Source organism: Iodobacter sp. (assembly GCF_025352645.1).
Lineage (GTDB): Bacteria > Pseudomonadota > Gammaproteobacteria > Burkholderiales > Chitinibacteraceae > Iodobacter.
Genome location: NZ_JANXSO010000130.1, coordinates 1 through 25,908, shown reverse-complemented (window position 1 = coordinate 25,908; position 25,908 = coordinate 1). Strand labels below are relative to the sequence as shown.

The following is a 25,908-nucleotide window of genomic DNA, read 5'->3' as shown; positions in this document are numbered from 1 at the left end:
TTAGCGGAATCCAGCTTGTGTACTTTGCAAGCAGTTGTCAAACCGGAAACCGCTCACAAACACGTTGGCGGGCGTTTGCGGTTTGTCCTTTGCGCCCCACTCCATGGAGAGTTTATGAGTATCAAGTACTCGTTCACTGAGAAAAAACGCATTCGTAAAAGTTTTGCGAAACGGAAGAGCGTCCTTGAGGTGCCGTTCCTGCTCGCAACACAGATCGATTCTTATAGCGAATACCTGCAGCTAGGGGTTCCGGCAGATTCTCGCCGGATGATCGGTCTACAAGCAGCGTTTAATTCGATTTTCCCTATCGTCTCTCATAACGAAAACGCTCGATTGGAGTTTGTGCATTACTCCCTCGGCGATCCTGCTTTTGATGTGCTTGAGTGCCAGCAGCGAGGTATTACCTTCGCCGCTCCACTGCGCGCGCGCGTACGTCTCGTGATCATGGATCGCGAAGCGTCTAAGCCAACCATCAAAGAAGTTAAAGAACAAGACGTTTACTTTGGCGAAGTGCCATTGATGACGCGCACTGGTTCTTTTGTGATCAACGGTACAGAGCGGGTTATTGTTAGCCAGCTGCATCGTTCTCCTGGCGTGTTCTTTGAACACGACAAGGGCAAGACTCACTCTTCTGGCAAGCTGCTGTTCTCGGCACGGATTATTCCGTACCGTGGCTCTTGGTTAGATTTTGAGTTTGATCCAAAAGATTTACTGTTCTTCCGTATCGACCGTCGTCGCAAGATGCCGGTAACCACTTTGCTGAAAGCTTTGGGTTACAACCCAGAGCAAATTTTGGCTGGTTTCTTTGATACTGATACTTTCCTGATGGACGAAGATGGCCTGTGCTTAGAGCTCGTGGCTGAACGTCTGAAAGGCGAAGTTGCGAAATTCGATATCGTTGCTGATGACGGTAAAGTACTCGTACAAAAAGATAAACGTATTACAGCTAAAACGATTCGCGATATCAACGCGTCTGGTTTGCAGAAGATTCCAGTACCTTTGGACTTCTTCTATGGCCGTATCTTGGCTCACAACGTTGTTGATCCAATTACCGGCGAAGTGCTGGCAAAGGCCAACGAAGAAGTGACCGAAGATCTGGCTGTTAAGCTGGATATGGCCGATGTGAAGTCGGTGAAGGTGCTGTTTGTTAATGATCTGGATCAAGGTGCATTCCTGTCCCAGACATTGCGTTCAGATGATGTAGCTGACCAGTACGGTGCTCGCGTAGCGATCTACCGCATGATGCGCCCTGGTGAGCCGCCGACCGAAGATTCGGTTGAAGCGCTATTTAAGGGCCTGTTCTTCGCGCCTGAGCGTTACGATTTGTCTGCGGTAGGCCGTATGAAGTTTAACCGCCGTGCTTACCCTGATCGCTTAGAAGAAAAAGCGCCAGGCTGGCAACGTCGTTTCTACGAAGAAACAGGTCCACGTGGTGTTGAAGGCGCAGGTATTCTGTGCACTGCAGACATCATTGCTGTGATCGGTATCCTCTTAGAATTACGTAACGGCCGTGGCGATATTGATGATATCGATCACTTAGGCAATCGTCGTGTGCGCTCGGTAGGTGAGTTGGCGGAAAACCAATTCCGCGCTGGTTTGGTTCGTGTAGAGCGCGCTGTTAAAGAGCGTCTATCACAAGCAGAATCAGACAACCTGATGCCGCATGATTTGATTAATGCCAAGCCTGTTTCGGCTGCCATTAAAGAATTCTTCGGTTCTTCACAGTTATCGCAATTTATGGATCAAACCAATCCATTGTCAGAAATCACGCACAAGCGTCGTGTTTCTGCTTTGGGACCAGGCGGTTTGACTCGTGAGCGTGCGGGCTTTGAGGTTCGTGACGTGCATCCGACGCATTACGGTCGTGTTTGCCCGATCGAAACACCGGAAGGTCCAAACATTGGTCTGATCAACTCGCTTTCTTGCTTTGCGCGTACCAATAGCTACGGCTTCTTGGAAACACCGTATCGCAAAGTGATCGATTGTAAAGTAACCGACCAAATCGAATACCTGTCTGCTATTGAAGAAGGCAAGTACGTTGTTGCTCAGGCGAATGCCGAGTTCGACGAAGAAGGTCGTTTAACTGATGAGTTTGTAACTTGCCGCTCTAACGGCGACACCATCGTGGCTGCGCCAGATCGCGTGCAGTACATGGATGTGGCCCCTAGCCAGATCGTATCGGTAGCTGCTTCATTGATTCCATTCTTGGAACACGATGATGCCAACCGTGCGTTGATGGGCGCCAACATGCAGCGTCAAGCGGTACCTTGCTTACGCGCTCAAGCGCCGTTTGTAGGTACGGGTATTGAACGCACATGTGCCACTGACTCAGGTACAGCAGTAACCGCATTACGCGGTGGTGTGGTTGATTATGTTGATGCAGCTCGTGTGGTTATTCGTGTAAACGATGACGAAGCGATTGCTGGTGAAACAGGGGTAGATATTTACAACCTGATTAAATTTACCCGTTCTAACCAGAACACCAATACCAACCAAAAACCAGTGGTTATCCGTGGCAGCATTATTGCTAAGGGTGATGTCATTGCGGATGGCGCTTCAACTGACTTGGGCGAAATGGCTCTGGGTCAGAATATGACTATCGCGTTTATGCCATGGAACGGTTTCAACTTCGAAGATTCGATTTTGATCTCGGAAGATGTGGTTGCTAACGATCGTTATACTTCGATTCACATCGAAGAATTGAACGTTATGGCGCGTGACACCAAGCTGGGTGCTGAAGAAATTACCCGTGATATCTCCAATCTGTCCGAGCGCATGCTGGGCCGTCTGGATGAATCTGGTGTGGTTTACATCGGTGCTGAAGTTGAAGCGGGCGATGTATTGTGCGGTAAGGTGACACCTAAGGGTGAAACTCAGCTAACTCCTGAAGAAAAGCTCTTACGTGCGATCTTCGGTGAAAAAGCCTCCGACGTTAAAGATACCTCGCTGCGCGTGCCGTCTGGCATGGTGGGAACGGTTATTGACGTGCAAGTGTTTACTCGTGAAGGTGTGGAGCGCGATCGTCGTGCCCAGTCCATCATCGATGATCAACTACGTCGCTATCGTCAAGATTTGAACGATCAATTACGTATTGTACAAAGCGATTTGTTCGAACGTATTGAACGCATGATCGTAGGCAAAGTAGCCAACGGCGGCCCAATGAAGTTGGCTAAGGGCGTAGAAATCACCAAAGAATATTTGCTTGGCTTGCCAGCAAAAATTGATTGGTTTGATATCCGCTTAGCAGACGAAGAGTCCGCTCGCCAGCTAGAAGCCATGAAAGATCTGATTGGTCAGATGCGTACTGAGTTCGACCTACGTTTTGAAGATAAAAAACGTAAGCTGACTCAAGGTGACGAATTGCCACCTGGCGTGATCAAGATGGTGAAAGTGTATGTGGCGGTTAAACGTCGCTTACAGCCGGGCGATAAGATGGCCGGCCGTCACGGTAACAAGGGTGTGGTTTCCAAGATTCTGCCGATTGAAGATCTGCCATACATGGCAGATGGTACAACGGTAGACATCGTTCTGAACCCATTGGGCGTTCCTTCGCGGATGAACATTGGTCAGATTCTGGAAATGCACTTAGGTTGGGCGGCTAAGGGTATTGGTCAGCGTATTGATGCGATGCTGCGTGAGCAACGTGCCGGCATGCTGCTTGATATGCGCGCTTACTTGAACAAGATCTATAACACCAGTGGTAAGACTGAAGACATCGACGGTCTGACTGATGAAGAATTGATCGAGTTGGCACGTGGCCTGCGTAACGGTATGACTTTTGCAAGCCCGGTATTTGACGGTGCGAAAGAGTCGGAAATCTATCAGATGTTGGATTTAGCTTACCCAAGCGAAGATCCACACACCCAGTTACTGGATTTCAACAGCAGCAAGACGCAAATGCAGCTGTTTGATGGCCGTAACGGTGAGCCATTTGAGCGCAAGGTTACAGTTGGTGTGATGCACTACCTGAAACTGCATCACTTGGTTGACGATAAGATGCACGCTCGCTCCACTGGTCCTTACTCTCTCGTAACGCAACAACCACTGGGCGGTAAAGCTCAGTTTGGTGGTCAGCGCTTCGGTGAGATGGAAGTTTGGGCGTTGGAAGCATACGGTGCGGCTTACACCTTGCAAGAAATGTTGACCGTGAAGTCAGATGATGTGAACGGTCGTACTAAGGTGTATGAAAACATCGTGAAGGGCGATCACCGGATTGATGCGGGCATGCCGGAATCCTTCAATGTGCTTGTGAAGGAAATCCGCTCACTCGGTATCGATATCGATCTGGAAACGTATTGATTCGTGGGGTAGTTAGTTGGCGGGCAAAGTGCCCGCCACACCCCGAACGCCTCACTGGAGTCAAAGAATGAAAGGCTTACTCGAACTCTTCAAGCAAGTTGCTGCAAATGAAGAATTTGATGCGATTAAGATCGGTCTGGCATCGCCAGAAAAAATCCGCTCTTGGTCGTTCGGCGAAGTTAAAAAGCCGGAAACCATTAATTACCGTACCTTTAAGCCAGAACGTGATGGCTTATTTTGTGCGCGTATTTTTGGCCCAATCAAAGATTACGAATGCCTGTGCGGTAAGTACAAACGCCTGAAGCATCGTGGCGTGATCTGCGAGAAGTGCGGTGTGGAAGTGACCCTGTCTAAGGTTCGTCGCGACCGCATGGGACACATCGAACTGGCTAGCCCAGTTGCACACATTTGGTTCTTGAAATCCCTGCCTTCGCGTTTAGGTATGGTGCTTGATATCCCATTGCGTGATATCGAACGCGTACTGTATTTCGAAGGTTTTGTGGTGATCGAGCCAGGCATGACGCCGCTAACACGTGGCCAATTGCTGACTGAAGAAGATTACTTCAATAAAGTTGAAGAGTACGGTGACGAATTCGTAGCCCTGATGGGTGCGGAAGCGGTGCGTGAACTATTGAAGAGCATGGATGTAGAAGATCAAATCACCACCTTGCGTGCTGAATTGTCCTCCACAGGCTCTGAAACCAAAATCAAGAAGATTTCCAAGCGCCTGAAAGTGCTGGAAGCCTTCCAACGTTCTGGCATCAAGCCAGAATGGATGGTTTTGGAAGTTCTGCCGGTCTTGCCGCCAGAATTACGTCCTTTAGTACCATTGGATGGTGGTCGTTTCGCTACCTCAGATCTGAACGATCTGTATCGTCGCGTGATTAACCGTAATAACCGTCTGAAGCGTCTTTTAGAATTGCGCGCACCTGAAATTATCGTGCGTAATGAAAAGCGTATGTTGCAAGAGGCGGTTGATTCCTTGCTCGATAACGGCCGTCGCGGTAAAGCGATGACTGGTGCGAACAAGCGTCCTCTTAAATCCTTGGCTGACATGATCAAGGGTAAGGGCGGTCGTTTCCGTCAAAACTTGTTGGGTAAGCGCGTAGATTATTCTGGTCGTTCGGTGATTACCGTAGGCCCGACACTGCGTCTGCATCAGTGCGGCTTGCCAAAACTGATGGGTCTGGAGCTGTTCAAGCCATTTATTTTCCACAAGCTAGAAGTGCTTGGTCTTGCGACCACCATCAAAGCGGCGAAGAAAATGGTTGAAGCCCAAGATCCAGTGGTTTGGGACATCTTGGAAGACGTGATTCGTGAACATCCGATTCTTTTGAACCGTGCGCCAACACTGCACCGCTTAGGTATTCAAGCGTTTGAGCCAGTGTTGATCGAAGGTAAAGCGATTCAACTGCATCCACTCGTCTGCGCGGCATTCAATGCCGACTTCGACGGTGACCAGATGGCCGTTCACGTTCCACTGAGTCTTGAGGCGCAGATGGAAGCACGCACGCTGATGCTGGCTTCAAACAACGTATTGTCGCCAGCTAACGGCGAGCCAATTATCGTTCCTTCGCAGGATATCGTGCTGGGTCTGTACTACATGACTCGTGAGCGTACTAATGCTAAGGGCGAAGGCATGCACTTGATCGACGTAAGCGAAGCAATGCGCGCTTATGCCAGCAAGGAAGTGACTTTGCAGACCCGTGTTGATATCCGTTTGAAAGAATGGGTAAGAGACGAAGACGGCGAATGGCAAGCTCAGATGGTGCGTCGTAGCACCACGGTTGGCCGTGCGATTCTGTCTGAAATTCTGCCTAAGGGCCTGGACTTCAGCCATATCGACAAAGCACTGAAAAAGAAAGAAATTGGTAAGCTGATTAACGCGTCATTCCGCCGCTGTGGTTTGAAAGACACCGTTGTTTTTGCTGATCAGCTTATGTATACCGGTTTTGCTTACTCTACACGTGGCGGTATCTCGATTTGCGTCGATGATATGGTTGTGCCGGATAAGAAGGCTCAGCTCTTGGCTGAATCCTACGCTGAAGTACGCGAGATCGAGCATCAGTACAGCTCGGGTCTAGTGACTCAGGGTGAGCGTTATAACAAGGTTGTGGATATCTGGGGCCGTGCCGGTGATCAGATTGCCAAAGCGATGATGGATCAGCTCGGTAAAGAGAAGGTCATCAATCGCGAAGGCGTTGAAGTCGATCAAGACTCGTTCAACTCAGTATTTATGATGGCCGATTCCGGTGCCCGCGGTTCTGCAGCGCAGATTCGTCAGTTGGCCGGTATGCGGGGTTTGATGGCTAAACCGGATGGCTCGATTATTGAGACACCGATTACCACTAACTTCCGTGAAGGCTTGACCGTTCTTCAGTACTTTATCTCCACCCACGGTGCACGTAAGGGTCTGGCAGATACGGCGCTGAAAACAGCCAACTCGGGTTACCTGACACGTCGTCTGGTTGACGTAACGCAAGACTTGGTTGTGATCGAAGACGATTGCGGCACCAAGAACGGCGTAGTCATGAAGGCTGTGGTACAGGGTGGTGACGTAATCGAGGCATTGCGTGATCGTATCTTGGGCCGTGTAGTGGTACTGGATGTGATTGACCCTGTGACGCACGAAACCGTGTATCCAGTGGGCACCTTGCTCGGTGAGGACGAAGTAGAAGCGATCGAAGTCCTTGGGGTTGATGAGGTTAAGGTTCGCACTCCATTGTCTTGCGAAACACGCTATGGCCTATGTGCTGCGTGTTACGGCCGTGATCTTGGTCGTGGTCACTTGGTTAATACCGGTGAAGCTGTTGGTGTGATTGCTGCGCAGTCGATTGGTGAGCCTGGTACACAGCTGACCATGCGTACCTTCCACATCGGGGGCGCGGCGTCGCGAGCGGCTGCTGCAACGCAAGTAGAGTCGAAGTCCAGCGGTAATATCGCGTACAGCCCGAACATGCGCTACGTGACCAATGCCAAGGGCGATCCAGTTGTGATTGCGCGTTCTGCTGAAGTGATCGTTGTTGATGACAATGGTCGTGAGCGTGAGCGTCACAAAGTACCTTACGGTGCAACACTGACCGTTAAAGATGGCGACAGCATTAAAGCCGGTGGTGTACTGGGTACGTGGGATCCGCACACTCGTCCAATTATTTCGGAATACGCCGGTCAGGTGAAGTTCGATAATGTGGAAGAGGGTATTACCGTAATGAAGCAGGTCGATGACGTGACCGGTCTTTCGACCCTCGTTGTTATTGATCCTAAGCGCAAAGCCGGTAAGGCAACTGGCGTACGTCCAATGGTTAAGTTGTTGGATGAGCGCGGTGGCGAAGTGAAAATGGCGGGTACAGACACCACCGTTATGATCGGTTTCCAGGTGGGTTGTATTATCACGGTGAAAGACGGTCAGGTTGTGGGTGTGGGTGATGTATTGGCGCGTATTCCACAAGAATCCGCTAAGACTCGCGATATTACTGGGGGTCTGCCACGTGTTGCTGAGTTGTTTGAAGCACGTGTGCCGAAAGATCCAGGTATGTTGGCTGAAATTACCGGTACAGTTTCATTCGGTAAAGAAACCAAGGGTAAACAGCGTTTAGTCTTAACAGATCTGGAAGGTGCTCCGCACGAATACCTGATCTTGAAAGAAAAACACGTACTGGTTCACGATGGTCAAGTAGTTAACCGTGGTGAAAGCATTGTCGACGGCGCGATTGATCCGCACGATATTCTAAGGTTGCAAGGTATCGAAGCGTTATCACGTTATGTGGTACAAGAAGTGCAAGAAGTGTACCGTCTGCAGGGTGTAAAGATTAACGATAAGCATATTGAAGTGATTCTGCGTCAAATGTTGCGTCGTGTAATCATTACTGATTCAGCCGATTCTGCCTTCATCCAAGGTGAGCAAGTTGAGCGTGCCGAAGTCCTTACCGTGAACGATAAGTTGATTGCTGAGGGTAAGTTACCAGCAAGCTACGATAATGTTCTGTTAGGTATTACCAAGGCATCTCTGTCTACTGATTCGTTTATTTCAGCGGCTTCCTTCCAGGAAACCACGCGGGTACTGACTGAAGCAGCCATCATGGGTAAAATCGATGACTTGCGCGGTCTGAAAGAAAATGTGATCGTAGGACGCTTGATTCCTGCAGGTACTGGTTTAGCTTACCACCGTAATCGTAAGCGTCAGGCTCCTGTAGTTGATCAATTGTCTGATATTTTTGCTCCAAATGCAGAGGCAGAAACCGCTGCAAGTGCAGAATAAAGCTTTGACGATCATCAGCTTGTCTTGACGACAAGCACTTGATTTCAATAGAATCCTGTACTTTTACACAACGCTCAGCATTTGCTGGGCGTTGTGTACTTCTTTTTTGGCTATGGTTTTGCCTTTTAAAAGCAATAAATGTGGATAAGAAGTGAGCCGGTGGTGGTTAGCGTAAGCAGGACTGATAATCGACTTAATGTTTTGATTTTATTGCAGATAAGATGAAAATCTTGCTTGAAAAAGAAGGGCTGTGAGTAGTAGCAAGTAGTAAAACAAAGAAACAAAGGCATGGTGGTCGGTGTAAGCTGACTGATAATGCGTTTAATGCTTTGTGTTGTTAAAAAGAAGCAGTAGCAAGTTCCCTACGGGGATTTTTAACCTAAGGAAGTAATCAATGCCAACGATTAACCAGCTCGTCCGCAAGGGTCGTGAGCAGGAAAAAGCAAAGAGCAAAGTACCTGCTCTTGAGTCCTGCCCACAAAAACGTGGCGTATGCACTCGTGTATACACAACCACTCCTAAGAAGCCTAACTCCGCGCTTCGTAAAGTTTGTAAAGTTCGCTTAACCAACGGTTTCGAAGTTATTTCGTACATCGGTGGTGAAGGCCATAATCTGCAGGAACACAGCGTTGTGCTGATCCGCGGTGGTCGTGTTAAGGATTTGCCGGGTGTGCGTTACCACACAGTACGCGGCTCCTTGGATACAGCCGGCGTTAAAGGTCGTAAGCAGTCACGCTCCAAGTACGGTACTAAGCGTCCTAAGGCTTAATTGCTACTGGACGGTCGGCGAGTCCCGTATTGGGCCGTCGAGTAAGTGGTCGTCTTGATGGGCGACCGAGGGGTTAAGCCCCGACTGAATGAAATATTAAGGATAGAGAATTATGCCTAGACGCAGAGAAGTACCGAAACGTGACGTTTTACCGGATCCAAAATTCGGTAGCCAAGAACTAACCAAATTCATGAACGTTGTCATGATGGATGGTAAAAAAGCTGTTGCTGAGCGCATCGTTTACGGTGCATTGGTGCAGATCGAGAAAAAAACCGGCAAATCACCGCTGGAAGTATTCTCCGCAGCAATCGGTAACGCTAAACCAATGGTTGAAGTAAAAAGCCGTCGTGTTGGTGGTGCAAACTATCAAGTACCAGTCGAAGTCCGTCCTAGCCGTCGTTTGGCATTGGCGATGCGTTGGGTTCGTGATGCGGCTCGTAAACGTGGTGAAAAATCGATGGATCTGCGTCTGGCAGGCGAACTCCTCGATGCGGCTGAAGGCCGTGGTGGCGCTATGAAGAAGCGCGACGAAGTACACCGTATGGCAGAAGCGAATAAAGCATTCGCCCACTACCGCTTCTAATCGCGTAACCCGGAAAGGAATCTCCCGTGGCACGTAAGACTTCTATTGAGCATTACCGTAATATTGGTATTTCTGCTCACATCGACGCCGGTAAAACGACGACGACTGAACGCGTTCTGTTCTACACCGGTGTAAACCACAAGATCGGTGAAGTGCATGACGGCGCAGCAACAATGGACTGGATGGAGCAAGAGCAGGAGCGTGGTATCACGATTACTTCTGCTGCTACAACCACGTTCTGGAAAGGCATGGCGCAACAGTACCCAGAGCACCGCATTAACATCATCGACACCCCAGGTCACGTTGACTTCACTATTGAAGTTGAGCGCTCTATGCGCGTTCTGGACGGTGCTTGCATGGTTTATTGCGCTGTGGGTGGTGTTCAGCCACAGTCTGAAACCGTATGGCGTCAGGCTAATAAATACAAAGTTCCACGTCTTGCTTTTGTAAACAAGATGGACCGTCAAGGTGCTAACTTCTTCCGCGTTGTTGAGCAGATGAAGCTTCGCCTGAAAGCAAATCCAGTGCCAGTTGTTATTCCGGTTGGCGCTGAAGATGGTTTTACCGGTGTAGTAGATCTGATCAAGATGAAGTCAATCTTGTGGGATGAAGCATCGCAAGGTATGAAGTTTGAGTACGGTGATATTCCTGCCGAACTGCTTGAACTAGCGCAAACATGGCGCGAAAACATGGTGGAAGCGGCTGCTGAGTCATCTGAAGAGATGATGAACAAATACCTTGAAGAAGGTGATTTGAGCGAAGCTGATATCGTAGCTGGCCTGCGTATTCGTACCTTGGCATGCGAAATCCAGCCTATGTTGTGCGGTAGTGCGTTCAAGAACAAGGGTGTGCAGCGCATGCTCGACGCAGTAATCGACTTCATGCCGTCTCCGATTGAAGTGGCTGCAATTACTGGTGTGAACCATAAAGAAGAGCCTATCACTCGCGAAGCGTCTGATACAGCTCCATTCTCAGCACTTGCATTCAAGTTGATGAGCGATCCTTATGTTGGTCAGCTGACCTTCTTCCGTGTTTACTCTGGTATGGTCAAGTCTGGCGATACCGTATTGAACTCGGTTAAAGATAAGAAAGAGCGTATCGGCCGTATCGTGCAAATGCATGCAAACGATCGTCAAGAAATTGATGAAGTTTTCGCTGGTGATATCGCTGCTGCAATTGGCTTGAAAGAAGTAACAACGGGTGAGACTTTATGTGCACCTAGCGACTTCATTATCTTGGAACGCATGGTGTTCCCGGAGCCAGTAATTCACGTTGCTGTTGAGCCAAAAACTAAGCCAGACCAAGAGAAGATGGGTATTGCCCTGAATCGCTTGGCGAAAGAAGATCCTTCTTTCCGTGTGCGTACTGACGAAGAAACCGGCCAGACAATTATGTCCGGCATGGGTGAGTTGCACTTAGAAATTCTGGTTGATCGTATGCGCCGTGAGTTTGGTGTTGAGGCTAACGTGGGTGCTCCGCAAGTTGCATACCGCGAAACCATTACACGTATTGCTGCCGATGTTGAAGGTAAGCACGCGAAACAGTCTGGCGGTAAAGGTCAGTACGGCCATTGCGTTATTACTGTTGAGCCGGCTGGTGAAGGTAATGGTTACTCTTTCTCTGATGAAGTTAAGGGTGGCTCAATTCCTCGCGAATTTATCCCTTCAGTGGATAAGGGTATCCAAAACACATTGAAAGCGGGTGTGTTGGCTGGTTTCCCGGTGGTTGACGTTAAGGTGCGCCTGACGTTTGGTTCGTACCACGATGTTGATTCTTCACAACTTGCGTTTGAACTTGCTGGTTCTATCGCGTTTAAAGAAGCAATGCGTCGTGCTGGTGCCGTTATTCTTGAGCCAATGATGGCTGTAGAAGTAGAGACACCAGAAGAGTACATGGGCGACATCATGGGCGATATCTCGTCCCGTCGTGGTATCTTGCAAGGTATGGATGATAATCCTGCTGGCGGCAAGATGGTTAAGGCTGAGTTGCCTCTTTCAGAGATGTTCGGTTACTCGACACGCTTGCGCTCAATGTCGCAAGGTCGTGCAACTTACTCAATGGAATTCAAGCATTACTCTGAAGCGCCGAAGCATGTGGCTGACGCGATTATTGCGAACAAGAAATAATCAAATAATTTAAAGGATATTAGCAATGGCAAAAGAAAAGTTTGTACGCGCAAAGCCACACGTTAACGTTGGTACAATTGGCCACGTTGATCATGGTAAGACAACACTGACAGCTGCGATTTCGACTATTTTGTCGAAAAAATTCGGTGGCGAAGCTAAAGATTACTCACAAATCGATAGCGCTCCTGAAGAAAAAGCACGTGGTATTACGATTAATACTTCGCACGTTGAGTATGAGACAGAAACACGTCACTACGCTCACGTTGACTGCCCAGGTCACGCGGATTACATCAAGAACATGATTACTGGTGCTGCGCAGATGGATGGCGCAATCTTGGTATGTTCGGCTGCTGATGGTCCTATGCCACAAACTCGCGAGCACATCTTGTTGGCTCGTCAAGTTGGCGTTCCGTACATCATCGTTTACCTGAACAAAGCTGATTTGGTTGATGATGCTGAGTTGCTTGAGCTGGTTGACATGGAAGTTCGTGAACTGCTGAGCAAGTACGATTTCCCTGGTGATGACACTCCAATCATCGTGGGTTCTGCTCGTATGGCGCTGGAAGGCGACCAATCTGAGCACGGCGAGCCATCGATTTTCCGTCTTGCAGATGCTTTAGATTCATACATTCCGTTGCCAGAGCGTGCTGTTGATGGCGCGTTCCTGATGCCAGTTGAAGACGTATTCTCGATCTCAGGTCGCGGTACTGTTGTAACTGGTCGTGTAGAGCGCGGTATTGTTAAGGTTGGTGAAGAAATCGAAATCGTTGGTATTACTACAACGGTTAAGACTACATGTACTGGTGTTGAAATGTTCCGTAAGCTGCTGGACCAAGGTCAAGCTGGCGATAACATCGGTGCGTTGCTACGTGGTACTAAGCGTGAAGACGTTCAGCGTGGTCAAGTATTGGCTAAGCCAGGTTCGATCACTCCGCACACTAAGTTTGAAGGTTCTGTGTACGTTCTGTCGAAAGATGAGGGTGGTCGTCACACTCCATTCTTTAACGGCTACCGTCCACAGTTCTTCTTCCGCACAACTGACGTAACAGGTTCGGTTGATTTGCCAGAAGGTACTGAAATGGTAATGCCAGGTGATAACGTTGAAGTTACCGTTACCCTGATTGCTCCAGTTGCTATGGAACAAGGTCTGCGTTTCGCTATTCGCGAAGGCGGCCGTACTGTTGGCGCTGGTGTTGTTGCCAAAGTCCTCGTTTAAAGGCTTGTGAAAATGCAAAACCAAAAAATCCGTATTCGCCTGAAAGCTTTTGACTACGCTCTGATTGATCGTTCGGCGCAGGAAATTGTTGATACGGCTAAGCGTACTGGTGCTGTTGTTAAAGGTCCAGTTCCGCTTCCTACTAAAATTGAGCGTTTTGACATTCTGAGCTCTCCACACGTTAATAAAATGGCGCGTGATCAGATGGAAATTCGTACGCACCTGCGCTTAATGGACATTGTCAATCCAACAGACAAAACCGTTGATGCGTTGATGAAGCTGGATTTACCAGCTGGCGTTGATGTAGAAATCAAACTGCAGTAATCGGCAATCAAGATTTTTTTGCTGTGATGTGCGCTAAGTACTTGCGGTAAAAGAAAAATCTTGTTAAAGTCGCGGGCTTGCTACCTAAGGGTAGTAAGCCTTTTTTACTTTGGGTTTAGCCGGTCAATCGTAATCGGCCCTGAAAAGGATATAACTATGAGCTTAGGACTTGTCGGACGTAAAGTCGGCATGACCCGCGTATTTGCTGAGGATGGCGCGTCCATTCCGGTAACTGTGCTGGACATGTCAGCTAATCGCGTTACGCAAATCAAGACGCCGGAAACTGATGGCTATTCAGCTGTTCAGGTTACTTTCGGTGCAAAGAAAGCTAGTCGTGTTAACAAGGCTCAAGCTGGCCACTTTGCGAAAGCAGGCGTGGAAGCAGGTTTGGGTTTGGTTGAATTTAACGTCACTGCTGAGAAATTGGCAGAATTGAAGGCTGGTGATCAGCTTTCAGTTGAGATGTTTGCGGCTGGTTCGTACGTTGATGTAACTGGTACAACGCTAGGTAAAGGTTTTGCTGGTGTAATTAAGCGTCACCACTTTTCATCTAATCGTGCCTCCCACGGTAACTCGCGCTCGCATAATACACCGGGTTCTATTGGTCAAGCGCAAGATCCAGGTCGTGTATTCCCTGGTAAGCGCATGGCAGGTCAATTGGGTAACGTTCAGCGTACCACCCAGAACCTGGAAATCGTCCGTGTCGATGCCGAGCGTCAATTGTTGTTAGTTAAGGGTGCTGTCCCTGGCTGCAAGGGCAATGACGTCGTTGTTCGTCCGAGTGTGAAGGCAGGTGCGTAATGGATCTTAAAGTCATCAATGCTACCGGCGAGGCGCAAGCCGCTGTTGCTGGTTCCGATGCACTGTTCGCACGCGAGTTTAACGAAGCGCTGGTTCACCAAGTTGTGACCGCTTACTTCGCGAATGCTCGTAGCGGCAATCGTGCTCAAAAAGGTCGTGATAACGTAAGTCACTCGACCAAAAAGCCTTGGAAACAGAAGGGTACTGGTCGTGCTCGTGCTGGTATGAGTTCCTCCCCGCTATGGCGTGGTGGTGGTCGTGCTTTCCCGAATAGCCCAGACGAAAACTTCTCCCAAAAAGTTAACCGCAAGATGTTCCGTGCTGGTATTGCGACCATTCTGTCGCAACTGGTTCGTGAAGAGCGTCTGGTGGTGGTGGAAAGCTTTATCGCTGAAACACCTAAGACTAAGGCATTCGCGCTGAAACTGGCTGCTATGCAGTTGGATTCCGTGTTGATCATTACTAAAGAGTTGGATGAGAACTTGTACCTTGCGTCGCGCAATCTTGCGCACGTTCTGGTCCTTGAGCCATCGCAAGCTGATCCAGTGAGCCTCGTTCGTTATAAGAAAGTGGTTATCACTCGCGAAGCGTTGCAAGCTTTTGAGGAGTTGTACGCATGATGCAATTCTCTGAAAATCGTCTGCTTCAAGTTCTTTTGGCACCTATCGTGTCAGAAAAGACCACTTTTGTGGCTGAAAAGAATGACCAAGTTGTTTTCCGTGTTTCCACGGACGCTACTAAGGCAGAAATCAAGGCCGCTGTTGAGCTTCTCTTTAAAGTGAAGGTTGAAGGCGTGTCGACATTGAATGTCAAGGGCAAGGGCAAGAAATTTGGTCGTACCGTAGGTCGTCGCAAGGACTGGAAAAAGGCTTACATTAGCCTTGCTGCAGGCCAAGAGCTCGACCTCGCGGCAGCGCAGTAAAGGAGACTGAAAATGGCATTGGTAAAAGTAAAACCGACGTCCCCCGGTCGCCGCGCCGTCGTCAAGGTTGTGAACTCGGATCTGCACAAAGGTGCTCCGTACGCTCCTTTGCTCGAATCGCAAAGCAAGACTGCTGGTCGTAACAACCGTGGTGTGATCACAACCCGTCATATGGGTGGTGGTCATAAGCAGCATTATCGTCTTATCGACTTTAAGCGCAATGATAAGGACGGTATCGTAGGTCGCGTTGAGCGCCTTGAATACGATCCTAACCGTACCGCTAATATCGCGTTGCTTTGCTACGCTGATGGCGAGCGTCGTTACATCATTGCTCCTAAAGGCCTGAAGGCTGATATGACTGTGATTTCTGGCTCGGATGCGCCGATTAAGGTGGGTAATACCCTCCCTATCCGCAATATCCCAGTTGGTTCCACTATTCACTGCATCGAACTGCAGCCAGGTAAAGGCGCTCAGTTGGCGCGTTCTGCTGGTGCGGGTGTTCAATTGCTGGCTCGTGAAGGTGCTTACGCTCAATTGCGTCTGCGCTCAGGCGAAATCCGCAAGGTTCACGTTGATTGCCGTGCAACAATCGGTGAAGTGGGTAACGAAGAGCATAACCTTCGCTCCTACGGTAAAGCAGGTGCTAAGCGTTGGTTGGGTATTCGTCCAACTGTACGTGGTACTGCAATGAACCCGGTTGATCACCCTCACGGTGGTGGTGAAGGTCGTACTGGTGAAGGTCGTGTTCCAGTAAGTCCATGGGGCCAGCCTGCTAAGGGCTATCGCACTCGTCGCAATAAGCGCACAAGCAATATGATCGTGCGTCGTCGTCCCGCGAATAAGAGGTAATGTAAATGGCACGTTCTATTAAAAAAGGCCCATTCGTTGACCTACACCTGATCAAAAAGGTGGAAACTGCCCGCGCGGCGAACGACAAGCGTCCAGTGAAAACTTGGTCACGCCGTTCTACTGTGTTGCCAGACTTCGTTGGTCTGACAATTGCGGTTCACAATGGTAAGCAGCACGTTCCAGTATATGTGAACGAAAACATGGTTGGACACAAGCTGGGCGAGTTTGCACTCACCCGCACGTTCAAAGGCCATGCTGCGGACAAAAAAGCCAAGCGATAAGGTGAAGACATGCAAGTATCTGCTGTATTAAGCAACACTCGCCTCTCCGCCCAAAAAGCGCGGCTGGTCGCTGACCTAGTCCGTGGCAAGCCGGTAGAGCAGGCGTTGAACATCCTGGCCTTCTGCCCTAAAAAGGGCGCAGTTTTAATCAAGAAGGTTTTGGAATCCGCTATTGCCAATGCTGAGCACAATGAAGGCGCCGACATCGACGCACTCAAAGTGACCACAATTTTTGTGGATAAGGGACCTTCTCTTAAGCGTTTCAGCGCACGTGCCAAAGGCCGTGGCAATCGTATCGAGAAGCAAACTTGCCATATCACATTGATTGTTGGCGATTAAGGAGCGACTATGGGTCAGAAAGTTCATCCGACGGGTTTTCGTCTCGCCGTCACCAAGAACTGGGCTTCGCGTTGGTACGCCAACAGTAGCAATTTTGCCGGTATGCTCAATGAGGACATCGCTGTACGCGATTACCTGAAAAAGAAACTGGCCAGTGCTTCGGTGAGTCGTGTCGTAATCGAGCGTCCGGCTAAGAACGCTAAAATCACTATCTACACGGCTCGTCCGGGTGTGGTGATTGGTAAGAAGGGTGAGGATATTGAGCAGCTTAAAAAAGCGCTGCAAAAAATCCTGAATGTGCCTGTGCATGTAAACATCGAAGAAGTGCGTAAGCCTGAAATCGATGCACAAATTATTGCCGATAGCATTTCTGCGCAGCTTGAAAAGCGCGTAATGTTCCGTCGTGCGATGAAGCGTGCTATGCAAAATGCAATGCGCCTTGGTGCCCAAGGTATCAAAATCATGTCGTCTGGTCGTTTGAACGGCATCGAAATTGCGCGTTGCGAGTGGTATCGTGAAGGCCGTGTGCCTTTGCATACTCTGCGTGCTGATATTGATTACGCGACTTCTGAAGCCAAAACCACCTACGGTATCATTGGTATCAAGGTTTGGGTTTATAAAGGCGAAATGAAGCCGGGCGAAAAGGCTGCTGAACCAGCGCCTGAAGCTCAGAAGAAAAACGCACGGAAGGGGCCACGTAATGCTGCAGCCAACTAGACTTAAGTATCGCAAGGTCCAGAAGGGCCGTAACACGGGTATTGCTACTCGTGGTAATAGCGTTGCTTTTGGTGTGTTTGGGCTCAAGGCCACAAGTCGTGGTCGTCTGACTGCACGTCAGATCGAATCCGCACGTCGTGCAATCACGCGTTATATTAAGCGTGGTGGCCGTGTATGGATTCGTACGTTCCCAGATAAGCCAATCTCTACCAAGCCCGCTGAAGTGCGAATGGGTAATGGTAAGGGTAGCCCGGATTACTGGGTTGCTGAGATTCAACCAGGCAAAGTATTGTATGAGTTGGATGGTGTTGATGAAGCAGTTGCACGTGAGGCTTTCCGCCTTGCTTCTGCTAAGTTGCCATTCGCGACTACCTTTGTCACTCGTCAGGCGGGACAACGATGAAAGCTGCTGAACTACATCAGAAATCTGTTGAAGAGCTGAAGGCTGAGTTGACCGCATTGTTGAAGGCGCAATTTAGCTTGCGTATGCAGCATGCGACGGGTCAACTGGCAAAGCCAAGCGAACTCAACCGTGTGCGCAAAGATATTGCGCGCGTTCATACCATCATGGCTCAGAAGGCGGCTTAACGATGTCTGAAGCTAAACTGAAGCGCGAACTGACAGGCCGTATCGTCAGCGACAAAATGGATAAGACTGTTACCGTGTTGGTAGAGCGTCTGGTTAAACACCCGCTCTACGGCAAGATGATGCGTCGTTCCAAAAAATACCATGCGCACGACGAAAGCAATCAATATCACGAAGGTGATTTGGTTACAATCGTAGAAATTCGTCCACTGTCCAAAACCAAAAATTGGGCTGTGACGACGCTGGTAGAAAAAGCTCGTAATTAATATTTAATACGTGCTTGCGCGGGTATTGTGCTTTATGTACAATGCCCGCTTTCTTATCCATATATAACATCACGTTTTATATGGAGTTCTTCCCTACGGGATCCAAAACTAGCTGCTAATGCTCGGTTTTGCCGAGCGACTCGGTTTTGCCGAGATTATAGGCGGAAAAAGTTGGAGGTTTGTTTCAATGATTCAAATGCAAACTAGGCTTGAAGTTGCCGATAACACTGGTGCACGTTCAGTAATGTGCATTAAGGTTCTTGGTGGTTCCAAGCGTCGCTACGCTTCGGTGGGCGATATTATTAAGGTTGCCATTAAAGATGCTGCCCCTCGTGGCCGTGTTAAAAAAGGTGACGTATATAGCGCCGTAGTGGTTCGCACCGCTAAGGGCGTACGCCGTGCTGATGGTTCGCTTATCAAGTTTGATGGCAACGCTGCAGTTCTCCTTAACGCCAAGCTTGAGCCAATTGGTACCCGTATTTTTGGGCCAGTGACTCGTGAGCTGCGCAATGAACGATTTATGAAAATCGTTTCACTTGCGCCAGAAGTGTTGTAAGGGGACGGGCATGAACAAGATTCGCAAAGGCGATGAAATCATCGTTATCACAGGCAAGGACAACGGCAAGCGCGGTACAGTGCTGCGCGTAATCCCGGCTGAAGATCGTGTCGTGGTTGAGGGCGTTAATGTGGTGAAAAAACACCAAAAGCCTAATCCAATGCGCGGTGTACAGGGCGGTATCGTCGAAAAGACTATGCCGGTTCACATTTCTAATGTTGCCTTGTTTAACACTGCAACGGGCAAGGCTGATCGCGTTGGCTTCAAGACTTTGGAGGATGGCCGTAAGGTTCGTTTCTTTAAGTCTAGTGGCGAAGTGGTTGGCGGCTAAGGGGTGATGAAAATGGCTCGTCTGCAAGAGTTTTATAAAGAACAAGTAATTCCGAAACTGGTTGAACAGTTCGGCTATAAGTCCATCATGCAAGTCCCACGCATCGACAAAATTACCATTAACATGGGTGTTGGCGAAGCGATTGCGGATAAGAAAGTGATGGACCATGCTGTTGGTGATTTGGTGAAAATTGCTGGTCAAAAGCCGGTTGTTACTGTAGCTAAAAAGTCGATTGCTGGTTTCAAGATTCGTGAAGGGTATCCGGTTGGCTGCAAAGTGACTTTGCGCCGCGAACGCATGTTCGAATTCTTGGATCGTCTGGTAACGGTTGCTCTGCCACGTGTACGCGATTTCCGCGGCGTGAGTGGTAAATCGTTTGACGGTCGTGGTAATTTCAATATGGGCGTACGTGAGCAAATCATTTTCCCAGAAATCGAATACGATAAGATTGATGCTTTGCGTGGTATGAATATTACGATTACCACTACAGCTAAATCCGATGAAGAAGCGCGTGCTTTACTCGCTTGCTTCAAGTTCCCATTCAAGAGTTGAGGCAACCATGGCTAAAGTCGCAGTGATTAAGCGTGAGGAAAAGCGTCGTGCAACCGTCGCCAAGTACGCCGCCAAGCGTGAAAAGCTGATGGCGGTCATCAATGACCAGAATGCATCTGACGAAGAGCGTTTTGCTGCTCGTTTGCAATTCCAGCAGCTTCCGCGTAATGCAAGCCCAGTACGTCTAGTAAATCGTTGTTCGATTACTGGTCGTGGTCGTGGCGTGTATCGCAAATTCGGACTCGGCCGTATCAAGCTACGTGAACTCGCCTTCAAGGGTGAAGTTCCTGGCATGGTCAAGGCTAGCTGGTAATAGGAGAGATAAAACATGGCAATGCATGATCCTATCGCCGATATGCTAACCCGTATTCGCAACGCGCAACGCGCGGACAAGGCACAAGTTACAATGCCATCGTCCACGCTAAAGTTAGCAATTGCTGGCGTGTTGCAAGATGAAGGTTATATCGAATCGTTTGAAGTCGCAGGTGAAGTTAAGCCTGTTCTGACCATCGAACTCAAGTACTACGCTGGTCGTCCGGTTATCGAGCGTTTGGACCGTGTGTCCAAGCCGGGTCTGCGCATCTATAAAGGTGCTACAGAAATCCCAACGGTGATGAACGGTCTGGGTGTGGCTATTTTGTCCACCTCCAAAGGCGTAATGACAGATCGCAAAGCACGTGCCAATGGTATTGGTGGCGAGCTTCTGTGCGTCGTCGCTTAAAGAGGTGAATCGATGTCTCGCGTAGCAAAAAACCCAGTAGTTATCCCAGCAGGCGTTGAAGTTCAATTCGCCGCTGGTGAAATCGTTGTGAAGGGCCCGCACGGCACAATGACGCAAGCACTTTGTGTTGATGTTGACGTTAAGGTTGAGGACAATGCCGTTCAATTTGCCGCCAAGAGTGCATCTAAACATGCTCGCTCTATGTCCGGTACATTGCGTGCGTTGGTAAATAACATGGTAGCAGGCGTTTCTAAAGGCTTTGAGCGTAAGCTCTTGCTGGTAGGCGTTGGTTACCGTGCTCAGGCTCAAGGCGATGTCTTGAACCTGACTCTCGGCTTTTCTCATCCAGTTGCGCATACAATGCCAGTGGGTGTGAAGGTGGAAACCCCGACACAAACCGAAATCGTCCTCAAGGGCGCCGACAAGCAACTAGTTGGTCAAGTTGCAGCCGAAATCCGTGAATACCGTAAACCAGAGCCATATAAAGGCAAGGGCGTACGCTATTCGGATGAGGTTGTCGTATTGAAAGAAACCAAGAAGAAGTAATCGAGGCTGAATCATGGACAAGAACCAAGCTCGACTCCGCCGCGCACGTAAAACCCGTGCAAAGATTGCGGAGCTCAAGATGTTGCGTCTGTCGGTGCACCGCACCAACAGTCACATCTACGCCCAGATCATCGACGAAACCGGTGGTAAAGTACTGGTTTCTGCTTCAACACTTGAAGCAGATGTTCGTAGCCAAATCAAGAACGGCGGCTCTGTTGATGCCGCAGTCGTGATTGGCAAGCGTATCGCTGAAAAAGCGAAAGCTGCGGGTGTCGAAACGGTTGCATTTGACCGTTCCGGCTTCAAATATCACGGCCGTGTTAAGGCCTTAGCTGATGCCGCTCGTGAGGGCGGCCTCGTCTTCTAATTGAGTTTGGAGTTGATATATGGCTAAGAACGATATGGAAGAACGCGGCGACGGCCTTCGTGAAAAGATGGTCGCTGTAAATCGCGTTACCAAAGTCGTCAAGGGTGGTCGTATCCTTGGTTTTGCCGCACTGACAGTAGTTGGTGATGGTGATGGCGGCGTTGGCATGGGCAAGGGCAAGTCGAAAGAAGTGCCTGTAGCCGTACAAAAAGCAATGGAAGAAGCTCGACGCAAATTGCAGAAAGTTTCTTTAAATGGCGGCACTATCCAACACACCGTTTACGGCAAGCATGGCGCGACTACCGTGTTTATGCAGCCTGCTGCAAATGGTAAGGGTATTATTGCTGGCGGCCCAATGCGTGCTGTGTTCGAAGTTATGGGTATCCATAATATTTCGGCAAAGTGCCATGGTTCGACCAACCCGTACAACATTGTGCGTGCAACATTAAACGGTCTTTCTAAACTGCATACACCAGCGGATATCGCTGCGAAACGTGGTAAGAGCGTTGAAGAGATTCTAGGGGCTGCTAAATGAGCGACTCTAAGAAATTCAAAGTAACTTTAGTTAAAAGTCTGATTGGTCGACTGGAAGCTCACAAGGCTTGCGCCCGTGGCTTAGGTCTCCGTCGTCTTAACAGTAGCTCTGAAGTGATCGATACCCCAGAAAATCGTGGTATGGCTAACAAGATTAGCTACCTACTGAAGGTGGAAGGCTAAATGGAACTTAATAACCTGAAACCAGCTGCTGGTTCTACTCACGCTAAGCGTCGTGTAGGCCGCGGTATTGGCTCTGGCTTAGGCAAAACGTCTGGTCGTGGTCACAAAGGTCAGAAGTCACGTACTGGTGGTTTCCATAAAGTCGGTTTTGAGGGCGGTCAAATGCCTTTACAACGCCGTCTGCCAAAACGTGGTTTTGTTTCTCTCACACGTGGTGATACCGCTGAAGTTCGCTTGTCGGACATCAATGATTTGCCATTGAGCGAAATTACCTTTGAAGCGCTGCTTCAAGCTGGTGTGGTATCTCAGCGTGCTCTGCGCGGGAAAGTTGTACTTTCCGGCACTATCGAGCGTGCAGTTGTACTCAAGGGCTTGGCTGTAACTAAGGGTGCCCGTGCTGCTATTGAAGCAGCTGGTGGCAGCATCACCGAGTAATTCGGTAAACTGAGGATAAGGCAGTAATGGCAAATCCCGCTCTGGCTGGTTCTGCAAATAAGTTTGCAGATCTAAAAAGTCGGATTTGGTTTCTCATCGGGGCACTGATCGTATATCGAATTGGTGCACACATCCCGGTGCCAGGAATCAATCCGGCTGAACTGGCAAAATTGTTTGAGTCGTCGCAAACCGGTTTATTGAACATGTTCAATATGTTTTCCGGTGGTGCTCTCTCTCGCTTTACCGTGTTCGCTATCGGGATCATGCCTTACATTTCGGCATCGATTATTTTACAGCTCGCTGCCGAGGTGCTGCCATCTCTGAAGCAGATGAAAAAAGAGGGAGAGGCAGGCCGTCGTAAAATTACGCAATATACGCGTTATGCGACGCTGCTTCTTGCTACTGCACAGAGCTTTGGTATTGCAATGATGCTATTTAAGCAGCCGAATCTGGTGGTTGTAGCACAAGCTCAGTTTGTGTTTACAACGATCGTGACGCTGGTTACAGGCACCATGTTTCTGATGTGGTTGGGTGAGCAGATCACCGAACGAGGTATCGGTAACGGTATCTCTATTTTGATCTGTTCAGGTATTGCTTCCGGCTTGCCTTCGGCAATCGGTAAGACATTATCACTGGCCAATCAGGGCGCACTACCTATTCTGCTTGTGCTGTTCCTCTTTGTTGGTGTTGTGCTATTAACTGCTGCGGTTGTGTTTGTTGAACGCGGCCAGCGCAAAGTACCTGTTCACTATGCGAAACGCCAAGTTGGCAATCGTATGATGCAGGCGCAAAGCACTCACCTTCCACTGAAACTGAATATGGCGGGCGTGATCCCTCCGATTTTTGCTTCATCAATTATCTTGTTCCCTGCGACTTTACTGTCGTGGACTGGTAACAGCGATAAATTGTCATGGTTAAAGTCGATCGGTGACATGCTGCATCCTGGTCAGCCTCTCTACGTATTGTTGTATGCGACTGCGATCATTTTCTTCTGCTATTTCTATACTGCTTTAGTCTTCAATCCGAAGGAAACTGCAGATAATTTGAAGAAAAGCGGAGCAATGATTCCGGGCTACCGCCCGGGTGACCACACTGCGAAATATATCGAAAAGTTGATTTTAAAGCTCACACTTATCGGTGCTGTCTATATCACTGTAATCTGCTTGATTCCAGAGTTTTTGATCCTGAAGTGGAATGTTCCATTCTATTTTGGCGGTACTTCTCTGCTAATTCTAGTAGTTGTGACAATGGACTTTATGTCGCAGATGCAGTCATACGTGCTCTCACATCAGTACGAGAGTCTGCTCAAGAAAGCTAACTTCAAGGGCTAGGCGTAACAGGCTATGGCGAAAGACGAAGTCATTCAGATGCAGGGCGAAGTCTTGGAAACGTTGCCAAATGCAACTTTCAAGGTCAAGCTCGAAAACGGACATGTGGTTCTTGGTCATATTTCTGGTAAGATGCGTATGCACTACATTCGCATTTTGCCTGGAGATAAGGTTACAGTGGAGTTAACTCCCTACGACCTGACCAAGGCTCGCATCGTATTCCGAGCTAAGTAATAGCTCGGATTTAATTTTGATCGAAAGGAAAGACGATGAGAGTTCAAGCGTCGGTCAAGAAAATTTGCCGCAATTGTAAAATCGTACGCCGCAACCGTGTTGTGCGTGTGATTTGCACCGACCCGCGGCACAAGCAGCGTCAAGGCTGATTGTTGCGACAATCAGTTCCTGATGTTAACATGCAAAGCTTTTTGAACCTGGGGTAAGAAAAGTATGGCCCGTATTGCTGGGGTTAATATCCCGAATCATCAGCATACTGTGATCGGCCTTCAGGCTATTTTCGGTATTGGTCGCACCCGCGCCTATGCCGTCTGCGCAGCTACAAGCGTTGAGCCTACAAAAAAGGTTAAAGATCTCAGTGATGCTGAACTAGATCTGCTGCGTGAAGAACTTGGCAAGTATGTTGTCGAGGGTGATTTGCGCCGCGAAGTGACCATGAGTATCAAGCGTCTTATGGACCTTGGTTGTTACCGTGGTTTCCGTCACCGCAGGGGACTTCCGTGCCGCGGTCAGCGTACTCGTACCAATGCGCGTACTCGCAAGGGTCCGCGTAAGTCCATCGCTGGCAAGAAGTAATAGCAAGGAATTGAAGAATGGCTAAAGCAAACACAGTACGTGTACGTAAGAAAGTCAAAAAGAGCGTGTCTGAAGGTGTTGTGCACGTGCACGCATCTTTCAATAACACGATCATTACCATCACTGATCGCCAAGGGAATGCACTGTCTTGGGCTACCTCGGGCGGTGCTGGTTTCAAAGGCTCTCGGAAAAGTACACCTTTTGCAGCTCAGGTAGCTGCAGAAGCTGCTGGTAAAGTTGCCCAAGAATACGGTGTAAAGAACCTCGAAGTTCGCATCAAGGGTCCGGGTCCGGGTCGTGAATCCGCTGTGCGTGCATTAAACGCACTCGGCTTCAAGATCACGAGTATTTCGGATGTTACGCCGATTCCGCATAACGGTTGTCGTCCGCCGAAGAAGCGTCGTATCTAATCCCGGAGTAAGTTATGGCTCGTTATATTGGACCCAAGTGCAAACTTGCACGTCGTGAGGGTACGGATCTTTTCCTGAAGAGCGCTCGTCGTTCTTTGGATAGTAAGTGCAAACTAGAACAAGCTCCTGGTCAGCATGGTGTGAGCGGCGGTAAAAAGCCATCACGTCTGTCCGACTACGGTGTTCATTTGCGCGAAAAGCAAAAGATTCGTCGTATTTACGGTGTATTGGAACGTCAGTTCCGTCGTTATTTTGAAGAAGCTAGCCGTCGTAAAGGCTCGACTGGTGAAAATCTGTTAAAGATTCTCGAATGTCGTCTCGATAACGTGGTTTATCGTATGGGTTTTGGCTCTACACGTGCCGAATCTCGTCAGCTTGTTTCCCACAAGGCAATTGTGGTGAACGGCAATGTTGTAAATATTCCATCGTACTTGGTTAAGGCTGGCGACGTTGTTTCAGTTCGCGATAAGTCGAAGACTCAGGCTCGCATCCAGGAAGCTGTTTCCTTGGCTGAGGGTATCGGTTTTCCGAGCTGGGTTCAGGTAGATTCTAAGAAACTTGAAGGTATGTTTAAAAACATGCCAGAGCGTTCTGATCTGTCTAGCGACATCAATGAAGCGCTGGTTGTAGAATTCTACTCCAAGTAACATTCTGACCCGGCTAGCCAAGGGATACTGACTTATGCAAATCAACGCGAATGAGTTGCTCAAGCCGCGCATCATTGATGTGCAGGCTTTAAACGCTGCCCAGGCGAAGGTCGTGATGGAGCCGTTCGAGCGCGGTTACGGCCATACGCTCGG

The 25,908-nt window shown here is 49.0% G+C and carries 33 protein-coding genes and 1 pseudogene; all 34 read left to right on the top strand.

The window, feature by feature from the left end:
* Window positions 1–120: 120 nt before the first annotated feature.
* Window positions 121–4,299 (top strand): DNA-directed RNA polymerase subunit beta, encoded by a 4,179-nt coding sequence (gene rpoB, locus Q0R17_RS15010; RefSeq protein ID WP_293936267.1) that lies wholly within the window; start codon window positions 121–123, stop codon window positions 4,297–4,299.
* A gap of 67 nt (window positions 4,300–4,366) precedes the next feature.
* On the top strand, window positions 4,367–8,557 hold the full coding sequence (rpoC, locus tag Q0R17_RS15005) for a DNA-directed RNA polymerase subunit beta' (protein WP_293936188.1): 4,191 nt from the start codon (window positions 4,367–4,369) through the stop codon (window positions 8,555–8,557).
* A gap of 394 nt (window positions 8,558–8,951) precedes the next feature.
* Window positions 8,952–9,326 carry a 30S ribosomal protein S12 gene (gene rpsL, locus Q0R17_RS15000; RefSeq protein ID WP_130105848.1) on the top strand — a complete coding sequence of 125 codons (375 nt, stop codon included), beginning with the start codon at window positions 8,952–8,954 and terminating at the stop codon, window positions 9,324–9,326.
* 112 nt (window positions 9,327–9,438) lie between these two features.
* Window positions 9,439–9,909: a 30S ribosomal protein S7 gene (rpsG, locus tag Q0R17_RS14995; RefSeq protein WP_046351551.1), complete on the top strand. Its 471-nt coding sequence runs from the start codon at window positions 9,439–9,441 to the stop codon at window positions 9,907–9,909.
* Between the two features lie 26 nt (window positions 9,910–9,935).
* Complete coding sequence (fusA, locus tag Q0R17_RS14990) at window positions 9,936–12,035, top strand: elongation factor G (protein ID WP_293936185.1); 2,100 nt, start codon at window positions 9,936–9,938, stop codon at window positions 12,033–12,035.
* Between the two features lie 25 nt (window positions 12,036–12,060).
* A complete protein-coding gene (gene tuf, locus Q0R17_RS14985) occupies window positions 12,061–13,251 on the top strand; it encodes an elongation factor Tu (RefSeq protein ID WP_293936183.1) in 1,191 nt (396 codons plus the stop codon).
* 12 nt (window positions 13,252–13,263) lie between these two features.
* Window positions 13,264–13,575 carry a 30S ribosomal protein S10 gene (rpsJ, locus tag Q0R17_RS14980; protein WP_046351554.1) on the top strand — a complete coding sequence of 104 codons (312 nt, stop codon included), beginning with the start codon at window positions 13,264–13,266 and terminating at the stop codon, window positions 13,573–13,575.
* A gap of 156 nt (window positions 13,576–13,731) precedes the next feature.
* Window positions 13,732–14,376 carry a 50S ribosomal protein L3 gene (gene rplC, locus Q0R17_RS14975; RefSeq protein ID WP_130105846.1) on the top strand — a complete coding sequence of 215 codons (645 nt, stop codon included), beginning with the start codon at window positions 13,732–13,734 and terminating at the stop codon, window positions 14,374–14,376.
* A complete protein-coding gene (gene rplD, locus Q0R17_RS14970; protein ID WP_293936177.1) occupies window positions 14,376–14,996 on the top strand; it encodes a 50S ribosomal protein L4 in 621 nt (206 codons plus the stop codon). Before rplC ends, rplD begins: the two co-directional genes overlap by 1 nt.
* Window positions 14,993–15,298, top strand: a complete 306-nt coding sequence (rplW, locus tag Q0R17_RS14965; RefSeq protein ID WP_046351557.1) for a 50S ribosomal protein L23 — start codon at window positions 14,993–14,995, stop codon at window positions 15,296–15,298. The genes rplD and rplW overlap by 4 nt, the downstream gene beginning before the upstream one ends.
* A gap of 12 nt (window positions 15,299–15,310) precedes the next feature.
* On the top strand, window positions 15,311–16,147 hold the full coding sequence (gene rplB, locus Q0R17_RS14960; RefSeq protein ID WP_130105844.1) for a 50S ribosomal protein L2: 837 nt from the start codon (window positions 15,311–15,313) through the stop codon (window positions 16,145–16,147).
* A gap of 5 nt (window positions 16,148–16,152) precedes the next feature.
* Window positions 16,153–16,428 (top strand): 30S ribosomal protein S19, encoded by a 276-nt coding sequence (gene rpsS, locus Q0R17_RS14955; RefSeq protein ID WP_046351559.1) that lies wholly within the window; start codon window positions 16,153–16,155, stop codon window positions 16,426–16,428.
* 9 nt (window positions 16,429–16,437) lie between these two features.
* A complete protein-coding gene (gene rplV, locus Q0R17_RS14950) occupies window positions 16,438–16,767 on the top strand; it encodes a 50S ribosomal protein L22 (RefSeq protein ID WP_046351560.1) in 330 nt (109 codons plus the stop codon).
* Between the two features lie 9 nt (window positions 16,768–16,776).
* Complete coding sequence (gene rpsC / locus Q0R17_RS14945; protein ID WP_130105843.1) at window positions 16,777–17,484, top strand: 30S ribosomal protein S3; 708 nt, start codon at window positions 16,777–16,779, stop codon at window positions 17,482–17,484.
* The gene (rplP, locus tag Q0R17_RS14940; protein ID WP_046351562.1) at window positions 17,468–17,887 is read left to right on the top strand and encodes a 50S ribosomal protein L16; all 420 of its coding nucleotides are present in this window, start codon (window positions 17,468–17,470) and stop codon (window positions 17,885–17,887) included. The genes rpsC and rplP overlap by 17 nt, the downstream gene beginning before the upstream one ends.
* Complete coding sequence (gene rpmC, locus Q0R17_RS14935; RefSeq protein WP_046351563.1) at window positions 17,884–18,072, top strand: 50S ribosomal protein L29; 189 nt, start codon at window positions 17,884–17,886, stop codon at window positions 18,070–18,072. Before rplP ends, rpmC begins: the two co-directional genes overlap by 4 nt.
* A 2-nt stretch (window positions 18,073–18,074) precedes the next feature.
* Complete coding sequence (gene rpsQ / locus Q0R17_RS14930) at window positions 18,075–18,335, top strand: 30S ribosomal protein S17 (RefSeq protein WP_130105842.1); 261 nt, start codon at window positions 18,075–18,077, stop codon at window positions 18,333–18,335.
* Window positions 18,336–18,522: 187 nt separating this feature from the next.
* Complete coding sequence (gene rplN / locus Q0R17_RS14925; RefSeq protein WP_046351565.1) at window positions 18,523–18,891, top strand: 50S ribosomal protein L14; 369 nt, start codon at window positions 18,523–18,525, stop codon at window positions 18,889–18,891.
* 10 nt (window positions 18,892–18,901) lie between these two features.
* Complete coding sequence (rplX, locus tag Q0R17_RS14920; protein ID WP_099396482.1) at window positions 18,902–19,222, top strand: 50S ribosomal protein L24; 321 nt, start codon at window positions 18,902–18,904, stop codon at window positions 19,220–19,222.
* A 12-nt stretch (window positions 19,223–19,234) separates the two neighbouring features.
* The gene (gene rplE, locus Q0R17_RS14915; RefSeq protein ID WP_293936164.1) at window positions 19,235–19,774 is read left to right on the top strand and encodes a 50S ribosomal protein L5; all 540 of its coding nucleotides are present in this window, start codon (window positions 19,235–19,237) and stop codon (window positions 19,772–19,774) included.
* Between the two features lie 7 nt (window positions 19,775–19,781).
* Window positions 19,782–20,087, top strand: a complete 306-nt coding sequence (rpsN, locus tag Q0R17_RS14910; protein WP_046351568.1) for a 30S ribosomal protein S14 — start codon at window positions 19,782–19,784, stop codon at window positions 20,085–20,087.
* Window positions 20,088–20,102: 15 nt separating this feature from the next.
* Window positions 20,103–20,495 carry a 30S ribosomal protein S8 gene (gene rpsH, locus Q0R17_RS14905; RefSeq protein ID WP_046351569.1) on the top strand — a complete coding sequence of 131 codons (393 nt, stop codon included), beginning with the start codon at window positions 20,103–20,105 and terminating at the stop codon, window positions 20,493–20,495.
* Window positions 20,496–20,507: 12 nt separating this feature from the next.
* On the top strand, window positions 20,508–21,041 hold the full coding sequence (gene rplF / locus Q0R17_RS14900; protein ID WP_130105840.1) for a 50S ribosomal protein L6: 534 nt from the start codon (window positions 20,508–20,510) through the stop codon (window positions 21,039–21,041).
* A 13-nt stretch (window positions 21,042–21,054) separates the two neighbouring features.
* On the top strand, window positions 21,055–21,408 hold the full coding sequence (gene rplR / locus Q0R17_RS14895; protein ID WP_293936159.1) for a 50S ribosomal protein L18: 354 nt from the start codon (window positions 21,055–21,057) through the stop codon (window positions 21,406–21,408).
* A gap of 19 nt (window positions 21,409–21,427) precedes the next feature.
* Window positions 21,428–21,943 carry a 30S ribosomal protein S5 gene (gene rpsE, locus Q0R17_RS14890; RefSeq protein WP_293936157.1) on the top strand — a complete coding sequence of 172 codons (516 nt, stop codon included), beginning with the start codon at window positions 21,428–21,430 and terminating at the stop codon, window positions 21,941–21,943.
* The gene (rpmD, locus tag Q0R17_RS14885) at window positions 21,940–22,125 is read left to right on the top strand and encodes a 50S ribosomal protein L30 (RefSeq protein WP_046351573.1); all 186 of its coding nucleotides are present in this window, start codon (window positions 21,940–21,942) and stop codon (window positions 22,123–22,125) included. The genes rpsE and rpmD overlap by 4 nt, the downstream gene beginning before the upstream one ends.
* Window positions 22,126–22,560, top strand: a complete 435-nt coding sequence (rplO, locus tag Q0R17_RS14880) for a 50S ribosomal protein L15 (protein ID WP_130105837.1) — start codon at window positions 22,126–22,128, stop codon at window positions 22,558–22,560.
* A 26-nt stretch (window positions 22,561–22,586) separates the two neighbouring features.
* The gene (gene secY / locus Q0R17_RS14875) at window positions 22,587–23,891 is read left to right on the top strand and encodes a preprotein translocase subunit SecY (protein ID WP_293936154.1); all 1,305 of its coding nucleotides are present in this window, start codon (window positions 22,587–22,589) and stop codon (window positions 23,889–23,891) included.
* A 12-nt stretch (window positions 23,892–23,903) separates the two neighbouring features.
* Window positions 23,904–24,122 (top strand): translation initiation factor IF-1, encoded by a 219-nt coding sequence (gene infA, locus Q0R17_RS14870; RefSeq protein WP_046351576.1) that lies wholly within the window; start codon window positions 23,904–23,906, stop codon window positions 24,120–24,122.
* A gap of 35 nt (window positions 24,123–24,157) precedes the next feature.
* Window positions 24,158–24,271, top strand: a complete 114-nt coding sequence (gene rpmJ / locus Q0R17_RS14865; protein ID WP_046351577.1) for a 50S ribosomal protein L36 — start codon at window positions 24,158–24,160, stop codon at window positions 24,269–24,271.
* Between the two features lie 64 nt (window positions 24,272–24,335).
* A complete protein-coding gene (gene rpsM / locus Q0R17_RS14860; RefSeq protein WP_046351578.1) occupies window positions 24,336–24,698 on the top strand; it encodes a 30S ribosomal protein S13 in 363 nt (120 codons plus the stop codon).
* A gap of 17 nt (window positions 24,699–24,715) precedes the next feature.
* On the top strand, window positions 24,716–25,108 hold the full coding sequence (gene rpsK, locus Q0R17_RS14855) for a 30S ribosomal protein S11 (RefSeq protein ID WP_046351579.1): 393 nt from the start codon (window positions 24,716–24,718) through the stop codon (window positions 25,106–25,108).
* 14 nt (window positions 25,109–25,122) lie between these two features.
* Entirely contained in the window at window positions 25,123–25,755 is a 633-nt protein-coding gene (gene rpsD, locus Q0R17_RS14850; protein WP_293936146.1) for a 30S ribosomal protein S4, read from the top strand.
* 34 nt (window positions 25,756–25,789) lie between these two features.
* Window positions 25,790–25,908, top strand: a pseudogene (locus Q0R17_RS14845) (DNA-directed RNA polymerase subunit alpha); the annotation flags it as partial.